Origin of the sequence: Bacteroides sp. OM05-10AA, assembly GCF_003439055.1 — a bacterium.
Classification (GTDB): domain Bacteria; phylum Bacteroidota; class Bacteroidia; order Bacteroidales; family Bacteroidaceae; genus Bacteroides; species Bacteroides intestinigallinarum.
This window is the reverse complement of the sequence record NZ_QSUR01000013.1, coordinates 1-13,140: the sequence shown is the minus strand read 5'-3', so window position 1 is coordinate 13,140 and position 13,140 is coordinate 1. Positions and strand designations below refer to the sequence as shown.

8 protein-coding genes are annotated in these 13,140 nt (G+C 44.5%); 2 read left to right on the top strand and 6 right to left on the bottom strand.

The window, feature by feature from the left end:
- Positions 1-110: 110 nt before the first annotated feature.
- From DXB58_RS11900 to DXB58_RS11885, 4 genes are all read right to left on the bottom strand, one after another.
- A complete protein-coding gene (locus DXB58_RS11900; protein ID WP_122136852.1) occupies positions 111-3,209 on the bottom strand; it encodes an efflux RND transporter permease subunit in 3,099 nt (1,032 codons plus the stop codon).
- Between the two features lie 77 nt (positions 3,210-3,286).
- Entirely contained in the window at positions 3,287-4,522 is a 1,236-nt protein-coding gene (locus DXB58_RS11895) for an efflux RND transporter periplasmic adaptor subunit (protein WP_122136851.1), read from the bottom strand.
- Between the two features lie 88 nt (positions 4,523-4,610).
- Positions 4,611-5,021, bottom strand: coding sequence for a DUF6769 family protein (locus tag DXB58_RS11890; RefSeq protein ID WP_122136850.1), 411 nt, complete (start codon positions 5,019-5,021; stop codon positions 4,611-4,613).
- Positions 5,022-5,119: 98 nt separating this feature from the next.
- Positions 5,120-6,757, bottom strand: coding sequence for an ABC-F family ATP-binding cassette domain-containing protein (locus tag DXB58_RS11885; RefSeq protein ID WP_004297971.1), 1,638 nt, complete (start codon positions 6,755-6,757; stop codon positions 5,120-5,122).
- A 119-nt stretch (positions 6,758-6,876) separates the two neighbouring features.
- On the opposite strand from DXB58_RS11885, the gene DXB58_RS11880 reads away from it, so the two are divergent.
- Positions 6,877-7,275 (top strand): response regulator, encoded by a 399-nt coding sequence (locus tag DXB58_RS11880; protein ID WP_004297972.1) that lies wholly within the window; start codon positions 6,877-6,879, stop codon positions 7,273-7,275.
- Positions 7,276-7,557: 282 nt separating this feature from the next.
- Here DXB58_RS11880 and DXB58_RS11875 read toward each other — a convergent pair whose 3' ends face one another.
- Complete coding sequence (locus tag DXB58_RS11875) at positions 7,558-9,171, bottom strand: SusD/RagB family nutrient-binding outer membrane lipoprotein (protein WP_122136849.1); 1,614 nt, start codon at positions 9,169-9,171, stop codon at positions 7,558-7,560.
- 11 nt (positions 9,172-9,182) lie between these two features.
- A complete protein-coding gene (locus tag DXB58_RS11870) occupies positions 9,183-12,161 on the bottom strand; it encodes a SusC/RagA family TonB-linked outer membrane protein (protein WP_255421167.1) in 2,979 nt (992 codons plus the stop codon).
- A 333-nt stretch (positions 12,162-12,494) separates the two neighbouring features.
- Here DXB58_RS11870 and DXB58_RS11865 point away from each other — a divergent pair, with 333 nt between their 5' ends.
- A complete protein-coding gene (locus DXB58_RS11865) occupies positions 12,495-12,716 on the top strand; it encodes a carboxypeptidase-like regulatory domain-containing protein (protein ID WP_004297975.1) in 222 nt (73 codons plus the stop codon).
- The last annotated feature ends 424 nt before the right edge of the window (positions 12,717-13,140 follow it).

Here is a 13,140-nt window from a genome sequence, read left to right as displayed (position 1 = left end):
CACCGGGGAACGACCCTTTCCTCACCGGGGAACGACCCTTTCCTCACCGGGGAACGACCCTTTCCTCACCGAGGAACGATGCTTTCCTCACCGAGGAAAAAGGCCACCCTCTACAGGCTTTTCTGGGCCTTTTTCCGATGCATCATCAGATAAACAATCGGAACGATAAAACCGTTCAAAAAAGTAGACGTTAATAATCCTCCTAAAATTACTTTAGCCATCGGACTCTGGATTTCGTTACCGGGCAAATCACCGGCAAGTGCCAATGGAATCAGTGCCAGTGCAGAAGACAATGCCGTCATCAAAATCGGATTCAGACGGTCGAGAGAACCCAGAATTACACTGTCGTACACGTTCAAACCCTCTATCTGTTGCAAATGGTTGTAGTGACTGATTAACAGCATACCATTACGGGTGGCAATACCGAATAAAGAGATGAAACCGATGATAGCCGGAATGCTGACTTCCCCTGTTGTAATCACCAAGGCAAAGACACCACCGATCAATGCCAGCGGAAGATTCAGCAAGATAACCCCGGATTCTTTCACGCTGCGGAACTCATTGTACAGCAACAGGAAGATAACCACGATACTGATAAATGAAGTCAACGCCAACGTCCGGCTGGCAGCCTGCTCGCTTTCAAACTGTCCACCATACTCGATATGATAACCTTCGGGTAATTGTACCGATGTGTCGATACGTTGCTGAATATCATTCACAACACTGCGCAAATCACGATCGGCCACATTGGCGGAAATAACAATTTTACGTTTCACATTCTCGCGGTTGATCGTATTCGGACCCATGGCCGATACCACTTCCGCTACATAGCTCAAAGGAACTTTGCGGCCGTCGTTCGTGTCTACCATCAGGTTACGGATTTTCTCCATCTCATCCCGGGCATCATCCTTCACTTTTACGATCAGGTCAAAACTCTTGCCCTGTTCATACACTTGTGAGATCACTTTTCCAGCCAAAGCTACATTCACATATTCCGAAAATTCCGGCAGGGTAATACCGAACTTAGCCAGCATTTCCCGTTTAGGCTGTATTTTCAGCTGCGGACGTTCAATCTGTTGTTCCACGTTCAGGTCGGCAACACCGGGAATGTCACTGATCGCTCCTTTGATTTGATTACCGAGTGAAAACATCTTATTCAGATCGTCACCGAATAACTTGATAGCAATATTCGCTTTCGTACCCGACAACATTGCGTCGATACGGTGGCTGATCGGTTGTCCGATTTCTATGTTTGCTCCGGTGATCGTACCTAATTTTTCACGTACATCAGCTACCAGTTCACTACGCGAGCGATCTTTCAATTCGAACGGAGCTTCTATTTCAGAAACATTGACTCCTAACGCATGTTCATCCAATTCGGCACGTCCCGTTTTCCGGGCTACCGTTTGTATTTCGGGAATCGTCATTAATAACTCTTCGGCACGATGTCCCATTTTGTTGCTTTCTTCCAGCGAAATACCCGGCAGAGAACTGATATTGATAGTGAACGATCCTTCATTGAACGAAGGAAGGAAGCTGCGTCCAAGTGTGAAAAACACTCCGAGGGCAACTACAAAAAGTCCGATTGTACTTCCGAGAGTCACACGTTTATGTGCCAATACCCAAGTCAGTGCTTTTTCATAAATCCCTTTCATCCAGCGGGCAACAGGAGCTTCTTTCAGTTCCTTGTTCGTCTTATTGCTTCCTAATAGATAAGAGCAGAGCACCGGAGTCAGTGTCAATGCAACTATCGTAGACGCAAACAAGGCCACAATAAAAGCAACACCTAGTGGAACCAACATTCTGCCTTCCATGCCGCTCAAGAAAAATAACGGAACAAAGCTGACTACGATAATCAACGTTGAATTAAGGATAGGCATGCGCACCTCTTTCGACGCATTGAATACCACTTCGAGCGTACTTAGTCTTTCTGCTTCCGCTTTCAGGCGGTTCTCCCGCAGTCGTTTATATACGTTTTCCACATCGACAATGGCGTCGTCTACCAATGAACCGATAGCTATCGCCATACCTCCAAGACTCATGGTGTTGATTGTCAGCCCCATGTAGTGTAAAGTCAGGATCGAAACGAGCAGGGAAAGTGGTAGTGTCACCAATGAGATCAGCGTAGTACGTACATTTGCCAGGAACAGGAAAAGCACGATGACAACGAAAATACCTCCTTCAAAGAGTGATTTCTTCACATTGCCGATGGAGCTTTCGATGAAGCGGCTTTGACGGAATATGTCTGTTGAAACTTTTACGTCCGGCGGCAGATTTTTCTGGAGGTCTTTCAGAGATGCTTCCAGTTTGTCCGTCAGTTCCAGTGTGCTGGTAGCCGGTTGCTTGGTAACAGTCATCAGGACGGCAGATTTGCCGCGTTCTGAAGCAGTACCCAGCTTCGGAGCCTTCGGGCCGATAGTTACGTTTGCAATATCTTCCAGCGTGACAGGGAAGTTATTCACTGTCTTTACTACCGCTTTGCCAAGTTGCTCTGTTTTCGAAGTGGAGAGTACGCCACGTACAATATATTCATTTCCGAATTCATAGAGCACACCTCCATTGGCATTTAGGTTCATATCCTGTGTTACAGCCATCACTTCTCCCATCGAGATGCCGTAATGACGCATCCGTTCGGGATCTAGCTGAATCTGATATTCTTTGATATCTCCTCCGAGCACAGCCACTTGTGCCACTCCTCCGGTAGACAGCAGGCGTGGACGGATGGTCCAGTCCGCAATCGTGCGAAGATCGAGCATGGAAGTGGAGTCGGCAGTCAGACCGACGATGAGCATTTCGCCTAAGATAGAAGACTGTGGTCCAAGAGTCGGTTTGCCGACATTGACCGGCAGCGATTCGCTGACCACCGCTAATTTCTCACTAACAATCTGACGAGCGAGATAAATATCCGTTCCCCAATCAAATTCTACCCAAACAACGGAAAATCCGTTAGTAGAGGAAGAGCGGACACGACGCACACCCGTAGCTCCGTTTACGGCAGTTTCAACAGGAAAAGTAACGAGCTGTTCAACTTCTTCCGCAGCCATACCGTTCGCCTCGGTCATGATTACTACCGTAGGTGCATTTAGGTCGGGGAATACGTCTACTTCCGTATGCATGGCGGTGTACGTTCCCGCAATAAGCAGGAGGATGGCCGCGCAAACTACAACCAACCGGTTGTGTAGGGAGTAATGTATAATTTTATTAAGCATGATATTTCATTAATTGAGAGTTATAAATAACTTGATAGATGCGCCGCACAAAAAAACGGTTGCGACGCCTAGTCTCTTTAGTGTTCGTGGCTGTGTGCCGGGATTGCATTGCTTGCGCTTGCCAGTCGAACCTGATAAGCACCCTCGGTCACTACACGGTCGCCAGCCTTTACACCAGTCAGGATTTGAACGCTTTTGCCGTTGTCGGCTCCTATCGTTACTTCCTGTTTTTTATAACCCTCTTCGTCCAGTTGCAGATATATGAAGAATATGCCTTGTTCCTCTGTCAGCGCGGTGCGCGGAAGAGAAATCACGTTTTCCATTGCTGAAGAAAGCAGGAATACCTCCACAAATGAGCCGGGAATCACTTCCCCTTTGTTGTCGAACTCAAAAGTGACAGGCACATAAAAAGAATTGTCTCCGGCAGCTTTTCCGAAAGAGAGAAGTTTACCGTTCAATGCTTTCAACTCGTACACCTGATTATTATAAGGAGTCTGGAAATTGGCGGAACTGATGGTGCGGAGATACGGGTAATACTTTTCCGACACTTCGGCACGGAGGAAAAGACGACGGTTCTGCGTCACGTTTACCAGCGGTTGTCCGATTGTCACATAGTCACCTTCTTTCACGAGAATACTTTTCACATATCCGGCAATAGGAGCCGTAATGCTTTGGCCGATAGCCGAATGATTCTTGGAAAGAGCTTCGTAACTAAGACGGGCGTTTTCGTAACTTTGCTCCGCTTGTGCAAAATCCTTGTCGGATACGATCTTGTTTTTCACAAGCTCCTTCATACGTTCGTATTCCTTCTTGGATACCTCGTAGGCAATGCGGGCACGTTGCACCGGATCACCATCGGCGATATTCTTTGAAGAAATAGTGACTAGCGGAGTGCCGCTGCCGACGCTCATTCCTTCCGTTACTTTTCCACGGAAAGATACCACGCCGGCTACTGTAGCTACGGCAACCGATTCATCCCCTTGAGCAGCCAGCACCTGTCCGCTGGTTTTAATCACTTGCTGGAAAGGTGCAGGTTCAATAACGCTCACCTTTACACCGGCTGCTTCAGCTTTCGCTTTCGGAAGAATGATTTCATCACTGTGGGCTTCGGCAGCTTCGTTGTGTTCATCGGCTGCTTCATGATTGTGTTCTCCGCTACATTCGCCTTCATGGGAATGATCGGGTCCTTCTGCCTCGTGATTATGTCCTTCCGCGGCATGATCGTGTTCATCGTGTGTGTGTGTGACGGTACTATTATTACAGGATCCCAGCACGAATAAGCCCAGGATTCCCACGAAAATAAGTTTTTTCATAATGATATTTTCCTACTAAATTTTACTGTTTTCTTTTTACGCTACAAAGATAAGGTAGCGTAGATGCAACTGATTTGCATTTACGCTTTTACGCAAAAACAGAGTAGGGAGGGGCACGAAGAGAAGTGGTACGATGAGTGTCCGTACCATGCAGAGAGTCTCGGTAAACGTAATAGTTTTTAATCCGTTTCTCTTGCGGTCGTAATAAATGTTCGATGATTACATCCGTGAATAAGGTAGCGATGAATACGTAATCCGGTCCGCTATCCGTATGTATGGATGGAGTGGGAGAGTAGAAACGAGTCATACATTCGCTGCTGCAACATGAGTCGTTTCCCGGGTGATGATGATGCGTGGGACATTGCTGTTCTACAGGCAAGTCCTGCTTCATGCAAATCATTCCGTTGGGGTGATGATGATGGGGAATAACCGCTGCCACCAACATAATAATGTTGATAAAAAACAGCAGAGTTACTATCATTCGTTTCTTCCCTTTCATCCTTTCTTTTAGAGGTTATCCGCTTTTCAGAGCTTCAAAGTGCAAATATACAAATACTTTTATTTCGCCTGTAGCCGATACCCTCTTTTTATTATTTATTATTTCTTTTCCAGTTCTTGCAACGAATCCATTTTCTTCTTTTCGAGGAACTCATAGATACCGCAAAGATGTTCCGTCACCTTTTGATTACCGAACTCATACACCTTGGTAACCAGCCCGTCGAGGAAGTCACGGTCGTGTGAAACGACGATCAGCGTACCATCAAAATCCAGCAATGCCTGTTTCAGAATATCTTTCGTTTTCATGTCCAGATGATTCGTCGGCTCATCTAAAATCAGGAGGTTGACAGGTTCCAGCAATAATTTAATCATAGCCAGACGGGTACGCTCTCCACCCGAAAGCACTTTGACCTTTTTCATCGATTCCTCGGGACCGCCAAACATAAACGCCCCCAGCAAATCACGAATCTTGTTCCGGATATCCCCTTTGGCTACATCGTCAATCGTTTGGAAAACCGTCAGGTTTTCATCCATCAGCGAAGCCTGATTTTGAGCGAAATATCCGATTTGCACATTATGTCCGAGAGTCAATGTACCGTCATGCTCAATCTCCTTCATGATACACTTCACGAGCGTAGACTTACCCTCACCGTTTTTACCAACGAAAGCTACCTTATCACCACGCTCAATCGTCAGATTAGCATTGCGGAATACCACTTTGTCTCCGTATGTCTTTCCAACACCCTCCATGATGACCGGGTAACTGCCCGAACGGGGTGAAGGCGGGAATTTCAGTCGCAATGCAGAAGTATCCTCCTCGTCCACTTCGAGCAATTCCAGCTTCTCCAGCATTTTGACGCGGCTTTGCACCTGCAACGTCTTTGAATAAGTCCCCTTGAACCGTTCGATAAACTCCTTCGTTTCAGCAATAAACTTCTGCTGCTCGTCATAAGCCTTCTGTTGCTGTTCGCGGCGATCCTTGCGCAGCTGCAAATATTGCGAGTAATTTACCTTGTAATCATAGATACGTCCCATCGTCACTTCGATGGTGCGTGTTGTAATATTATCCACGAATTTACGGTCGTGACTAATTACAATGACTGCTTTTCCATTATTAATAAGAAAATCCTCCAGCCATTGAATAGATTCGATATCCAGATGATTCGTCGGCTCATCAAGCAAGAGCACATCCGGTTTCTGCAACAGCAATTTGGCGAGTTCGATACGCATTCGCCATCCACCGCTGAAATCACTCGTCTGGCGTTGGAAATCTCCTCGGGTGAATCCTAATCCAAGCAATGCCTTTTCCACATCCTCTTCATAATTAGTAGCATCGATTGAATAAAACTTCTCGCTCAAGCTGGACACTTCCTCGATCAGCGCCATGTAACTGTCGCTCTCGTAGTCCGTCCGTGTTTCAAGCTCCTTGTTCAACTTTTCGATCTGCGCTTCCATCTCATGAAGATGTGAAAAAGCCTGTGCCGTTTCGTCAAACACTGTTCTTCCGTCTTCCGTCATCAGATGTTGAGGCAGGTATGCTACTACGCAATCTTTGGGTGCGGAAACTTTTCCACGTGTCGGTTGCCGTGCGCCTGCCAAAATCTTCAGCAGCGTACTTTTTCCAGCCCCGTTTTTGCCCATCAGAGCGATGCGGTCTTTTTCATTAATTACGAAAGAAATATCACTAAATAAAGCAGTGCCGCCAAACTCTACGGCTAGTCCGTCAACAGAAATCATACTATTCTTTTAAATTGAGGCGCAAAGATAGCGAAATATATGAATATTTTTTATACCTTGCGGGCTGAAAAGGAAGATAGCTCTAAAAAAAACAGATAAAAAAACAATATATAAGCGATATGGAAAGCGAACAAATGAATGAATTCAGACCTTTAATTTTGGTAGCTGAAGACGATGACAGCAACTTTAAATTAATCAAGGCTATCATAGGCAAAAAGTGTGATATCGAGTGGGCTAAAAATGGCCAGGAAATGGTGGAGTTGTTTCAGCAACACCAGCAAAGAGCCAAAGCAATGCTAATGGATATTAAGATGCCGGTGATGAACGGATTGGAAGCAACGAAGATAATTCGTGAATCCAACACAGAAATTCCTATTATCATGCAGACGGCTTATGCTTTTAGCTCGGATAAGGAAAATGCAATGAATGCAGGAGCAACTGAAGTATTGGTGAAACCTATCACCTTGGGTATTCTCCGCACTACGTTGAGTAAATATTTACCCGATTTGCAGTGGTAAGATTGATTCTTACGAGATTTTTTTAATTTATCAAAAAAGTGCTTAAGCGTTAAAAACGTAAAAGCATGGAAAAGAAGTATGATTGGGTAGAAAAATGGTATAAAGATATGCCGTTATATATTACTCATATTTCTGTTATTATTGGGATATTGATCTGATGGATTTGGACAAAATAAAATAGGCGAACCTCACGGTTGGCCTATTTTTGTTCGTCTCTGTTAATTTGTTAGAGTACAGAAACGACTCTATGTAAAGTCTCTCCTTTGAGAGATTTTAAGTTCATTATTTGTTTCCGCCAGCCCACCATACGGCCTCGCTATATACGTACTGTCCATCACCGAAAGCAGCTTTCACTTCAGGATTTGCCAATACATCGTCTGCTCCATAACCGAAGCGCAATGGGAATTTACTGCTGTTCTGCGGGTTTTTCAGTACAATGAAGTTTTCTCCTGCACCTTTCAGACGGCGGTAGTCATTATAGGCTTCCAGTGATTCGCCGGATGCGCCGAAGAAAGCAAGATACTTTTGTATCATTGTCTCTTGCAGAGGGTTGTCATCGAATAACAGTTCTACTTTATCCGTGAAATAGGCTTCTGCCACATCTGCACCCAAATCGCTGTCACCATCATATATCCAAGTGTCTGCAGCATCTATAATTGAATTTCCCAGATTCTCGAATCCGGCAGTGACTGCATCTTTCAAAGCAGTCTTAGCTTCGCCCAGTCTGCCTCCCAAACGGCACAATGCTTCTGCTTCAAGGAATTTCACTTCGTGATAGCTGATTAAAAGAGTAGGAGCCGACATAGCCCATGATATCATCGACATACCATAATTATTCTGCAACTCTTGCGGAGTTCCGTTAGGAGCCGCTTTGATGCCTGCGATGTCCGTAGCTTGCGTAGCTCCGTATCCATAAGTGATATATCCGGTAGGATCAGGTTCCAGGAACGCTTGCGGTGCTCTGGGGTCATTGCGCTCAACGAACTTTTCAATCAGACTTGCACTAGCTGCTAAACTGTTGCGGCTGTAGCTGAAGGACCAAAGCGGATTCAATTGCGAATCAGCATCGTAAACGGCCAACTTACATTCTTCACTTGCGTTGGCAAATGATTTGCTCACATAAGTAAGAATATTCTGAAGATCTGTAGTCTTGTTGGCACTTTTATTGAGCAGACGCATTGTATAACGTGCTTTTAACGCATAGGCCGTTTTAAGCCACATACTTGCCTGTGTACTGGTGTTTGAACCATAGATCAAGTCTTTAGAACCGACTGCACCGGATAAGCCCGTATCTTTGGCAGTACCGTTATTCAGTAGAGTGATGGCATCATCCAGGTTCTGCATTACTTCCTGATAGATACTTTCCTGTGTATCCATTTTAGGTTGCATATACATCGGTGTACCGTCCGGATTGAGGATACCTGTCTGGCTATACGGTGTGTTTCCAAACACATCGGCTGCCACAGCTCCATTGTAGGCGAGCAGGATTTTAGCAATCGCTTCCGTCACTACGTTTCCTTTTTCCGAAGGATCTTCTTCGCATTTCTTGATAACGATTTTAGCATTTTTGATATTTGAGTACACGTTGATCCATGCATTGTTGTAGGTAGTAGCCGTTGTGGGCTCTCCGCTGCGTACTTCCGCGCGGTAAAGCTGGTTGGATATACCCGTTTCATGTTCTATGTAAACAGAAGAATAGAGCGAGAAATCCCCTCCTACAGTGCTGAATGCAGTACTTACGCCTAAGTCCGTAATTAAGAACTTAGCGGGCGCATCCAACGGATTGTTAGGGTTTTCATTGATTTTATCCATTGCGTCTTCCGTACAAGCAGAAGCAATGGTAGCAGTCAAGAAAGAAACTGCCAGCAATTTTCCTATTGATTTATATTTTTTCATTGTCTTGCAGATTAAAATTTAATGTTGAAACCAAAGCCGAAACTAGCTGTTTGCGGCATTGAATAATCTTCAAATGCTCCTGCCATGTTGTTGTTACCCTGACTGGCTTCCGGATCGAGGTCAGGCAATTGTGCCCAGATCAGAATGTTTCTGGCAAATGCGTTTACAGAAAGTTCAATCGAACGTTTTTGAAGAATTTTGTAGTTGACAGCCACTTCACGCAGTTTGATGAAAGAGTTGTCATATACAGAAGATTCGTCGATGTCGTTCAAACGGCTGTAATATACCTGTTGTGCGTTTGCACCTGTGATGGCGATATCGTTTTTAGTTCCATCAGTTTTGTAGCCGTCAAAGATGATAGTACCATCACGGTTTTCCGTTCTCTTGCTGACACCATAGTAGTCTGCCAGTCCGGTTGTCCTACTATACATCTGACCACCCTGTTTCCAATCGAGCACTGCGCTGATTGTACACTTCCATAAGCGTAATGTGGTGTTGAAGCCCATCAGGAAGTCCGGAGAAACCTTACCGATAACCTGTGCTTCACCAGCGATAGGTAAACCGTTTTCGTCTACCAGACGATTACCATTCGCATCTCTCTTGAAGCCTACACCGTAGATGACAGGGAATTTCTCACCTGCTGAAGCGCGTACCTGCGGAGTAACGTATCCTCCCAGAGAGATATTCTCCACACCCGGTGCCAGTTCATCTACGTAGTTGTCGATCTTCGTCCAGTTGAATGCAAAATCCCAGTTGATATTCTTCGTCCGGATTGGATTGAAGCCAAGAGTGAATTCATGCGTGTTGGTATGAATCTTACCACCGTTGGTGAGCAGTTTGCTAGCACCGGTAGAAGAAGCCAAAGGCACTTCAAAAATCTGGTCTTTAACGTTCTGGCGTGAGTACGTATAACTGAATGTGATTAAGTTATCGAGGAAGTTCACGTCAGCGCCCACTTCATACGAACGTGTATTCTGCGGTTTCAGTTTCGGGTCGAAAATCGTGTAGTACGGAGTATAGGCGGTAGTACCTTTCATCGGGTACATGATTGGAGTTAACGTATAGAATCCACCTCCATACGTAGGAGTAGAGTAGTAGTTTTCAAGGAAATCACCTGCTTGTCCTACTTCCGCATACGATACTCTCAATTTGGCGTGATTAACTATATTGTTTTTCAATGCATCTAATTCCGTCAGGATAAAACCAGCCGAAATAGAAGGATAGAAGAAAGAGCGGTTGTTACGTGGCATATTGGATACATAGTCCTGACGTCCGGTGAGGGTCAGATAAAGCATATTTCTGTAAGAAGCCGATACATTACCGAAGAATCCCACCGTACGGTTTTTCCATGTCTCTTCCTCTGTCTGTTGAGTAGTGGCGTTGTTGATGTGGTTCCATCCCGGGAAGTTGTAGTTCGTACCATATTCATAATACTTCTTTCTGTTGCTTTGGATAATTTCGTTACCCACTACCGCGTTCAGTCCCCAGTCTTCATTGATATGCCAGTCGTAGTTGATGGTCAGCAATGAGTTGTATGTAGCATTTGTCCAGCCGTAGTTCTCGATCTGTCCGCGACCGCCACCGGTGTTGCTACCATATCCGTAGCTGTCTACATAGTGAGTGGTGTAAGCATCCACACCAACCATGTATTTCGCGTTCAACTTGTGGTTCGTTGTGCCGAAATCAGTCTGATAGCTTGCATACACATTTCCGAAGAAGCGGTTGGTATCTTCCGTAAATTTGTTGTTTTCCATCGCCCAGTAAGCGTTGTCAAAGCTACCACGGAAAGAATTCTGTGTGTACGGGTTACCGTCTACGTGACTTGGAATACCGGCCAGATCATAGCTGGGAGGAGCTGCGTAAACCGTTCTCAACAGACCGTTACCGGAAGTCACTGCCTTGTCGATAGAAGTAGTGATATAGTTAGCTGTAAATCCGGAACTCCAGTTGTTAGTCAGTTTCGTGTCAGCACTAACCTTTACATTATATCTGTCCATACCAGTGCTTGAGATAATACCGTCCTGATGTGTATTTCCCAATGAGATAGAGTAGGAGCTTTTGTCGAGCATCTGCGCTACATTCAATGAATTGCTCCAGGTGATTCCTGTGTCGAAGAAGTCTTTTGCATTGTCATATGCCTGTGGAGTAGCCCACGGGTCAAGACCGGCTGCTGCACGCTGGGGAACATAATATTTTCCTTGTTGCTTACCGAACTTCTGCGTGTATTCGTTATCTGTGTTACCTCCATACGTTGCGTCGTTTGGAAGTTCGGAAATCTTAGGTCCCCAAGACGTTCCCGAAGTAGTGCTGAATACTCCACCCGAACCTTGTGCGTATGTTTTCTGGAACTCCGGCAGACGACCGACTACATCGAAGCTGACATTAGAAGAGAAGCTAACCTGCGGTTTGCCTTTTTCCAGTCCTTTACCACTCTTGGTTGTGATGATAATCACACCATTGGAAGCGCGGATACCATAAAGTGCAGATGCAGCCTGTCCTTTCAAAATGTTGATACTTTCAATATCATTAGGGTCGATATCTACCGCACGGTTGGCGAAGTCCGCTCCGCTCACACTACCATTGTTCTGAATGTCTGTGCTAACATCCGGCGTACTGGTCACCGGCATTCCGTCAATAACGTAAAGCGGAGTGTTGTCACCCGAGAAAGAACGTGCACCACGGATAGTGATCTGTGAAGAAGCTCCCGGCATACCACTTGAAGGCTTCACGTCCAAACCGGACACCTTACCTTGCAACGCTCCCGCCAGATTAGAGTTGGCAGCTTGCGTCAGTTGATCCGATTTTACGTCCTGAACGGCGTAACCCAGTGCTTTTTTCTCGCGTGAGATACCCATGGCTGTCACCACAACCTCATCCAGTGCTTTCGCGTCGCTTTTCAAAACAATTTTTATCACTCCCGGTTTGATGGAAACGTCCTGCGAAATCATTCCTACATAAGAAACGCGCAAAGTTTTAGCAGAACTTGGTATGTAGAAGTTTCTGCCTTTATCATTGTTAATAGTTCTTTAACCCTTTTGAAGGTGCAAAATGATAAAAAGATACCGTTTTGGAGGCAATAATGTTCACTTTTCCTTGAAAAGCCTGATTTTGGTGCTATCTTTATGATAGAAATTATCTTTTAAAATATGCTAAATCGGAAAGGTATTATTTTAACCTATCAGTTTTTGAATACTTCTTGCTTTCAAAATGATACTTTTTAGTTAAATACGTAACACTTTTTTCGGTTTGTCATAATTAGTGTTATCTTTGCAACCTGTTAGAGACAAAAAATCTGTTTATAGGTTAAATTTAAGAGAGAATTTATGAAAAGAAAATTGATGTTCTTAATGACCTTCCTTTTTATAGGTATAGGTCTAGTGACAGCGCAAACATCCAGAGTTACCGGTTTGGTTACCTCTGAAGAAGATGGGCAACCTGTCGTAGGTGCTTCAATATTGGTGAATGGCACTACCCTTGGTACTATCACTGATATTGACGGTAAGTTTACAATCACGAATGTACCAAGTTCTGCTAAGACTTATTGATTTTTCTTTCCTCCTTTCCTTCTGCTTTTTTTCTCCTATCTTGTTGTTTTTCAATGTTTTTGTTTCGAATTTTAAAATTAATCTAATCTTCCGGTCTCTATTATTGAAACTTCCTCTATCAATTCTTATTAATTTAGTGTTCTTTGCTTCTCATTGATTTTGAGAAGGTGATTAATATTCTACCCAAATTTTTAATGAATTTCCCAGTGTTTTTCTTTATCTAGGCGTTTTAATATTTGTGTTTTGGAGGTATGAGTTAAATGTTACAATCTAATAGTGATTGAAATTATGAGTGATAGTAAAGAAGAATGCAAAACACTGCAATGATTAGTTGTCTGACACCCGGGTCTCATGATGCCTGACACCCGGGTGTTAGCATACGTGCCTGTTGCACAACTTTATTTTTTAGTTATACTCTAATGGG

Excerpts from the sequence above, each read along its gene's own strand:
- DXB58_RS11900 (WP_122136852.1), bottom strand. The coding sequence starts at position 3,209 with ATGCTTAATAAAATTATACATTACTCCCTACACAACCGGTTGGTTGTA.
- DXB58_RS11890 (WP_122136850.1), bottom strand. The coding sequence starts at position 5,021 with ATGAAAGGGAAGAAACGAATGATAGTAACTCTGCTGTTTTTTATCAAC.
- DXB58_RS11865 (WP_004297975.1), top strand. The coding sequence starts at position 12,495 with ATGAAAAGAAAATTGATGTTCTTAATGACCTTCCTTTTTATAGGTATA.
- DXB58_RS11875 (WP_122136849.1), bottom strand. The coding sequence starts at position 9,171 with ATGAAAAAATATAAATCAATAGGAAAATTGCTGGCAGTTTCTTTCTTG.
- DXB58_RS11880 (WP_004297972.1), top strand. The coding sequence starts at position 6,877 with ATGGAAAGCGAACAAATGAATGAATTCAGACCTTTAATTTTGGTAGCT.
- DXB58_RS11895 (WP_122136851.1), bottom strand. The coding sequence starts at position 4,522 with ATGAAAAAACTTATTTTCGTGGGAATCCTGGGCTTATTCGTGCTGGGA.
- DXB58_RS11885 (WP_004297971.1), bottom strand. The coding sequence starts at position 6,757 with ATGATTTCTGTTGACGGACTAGCCGTAGAGTTTGGCGGCACTGCTTTA.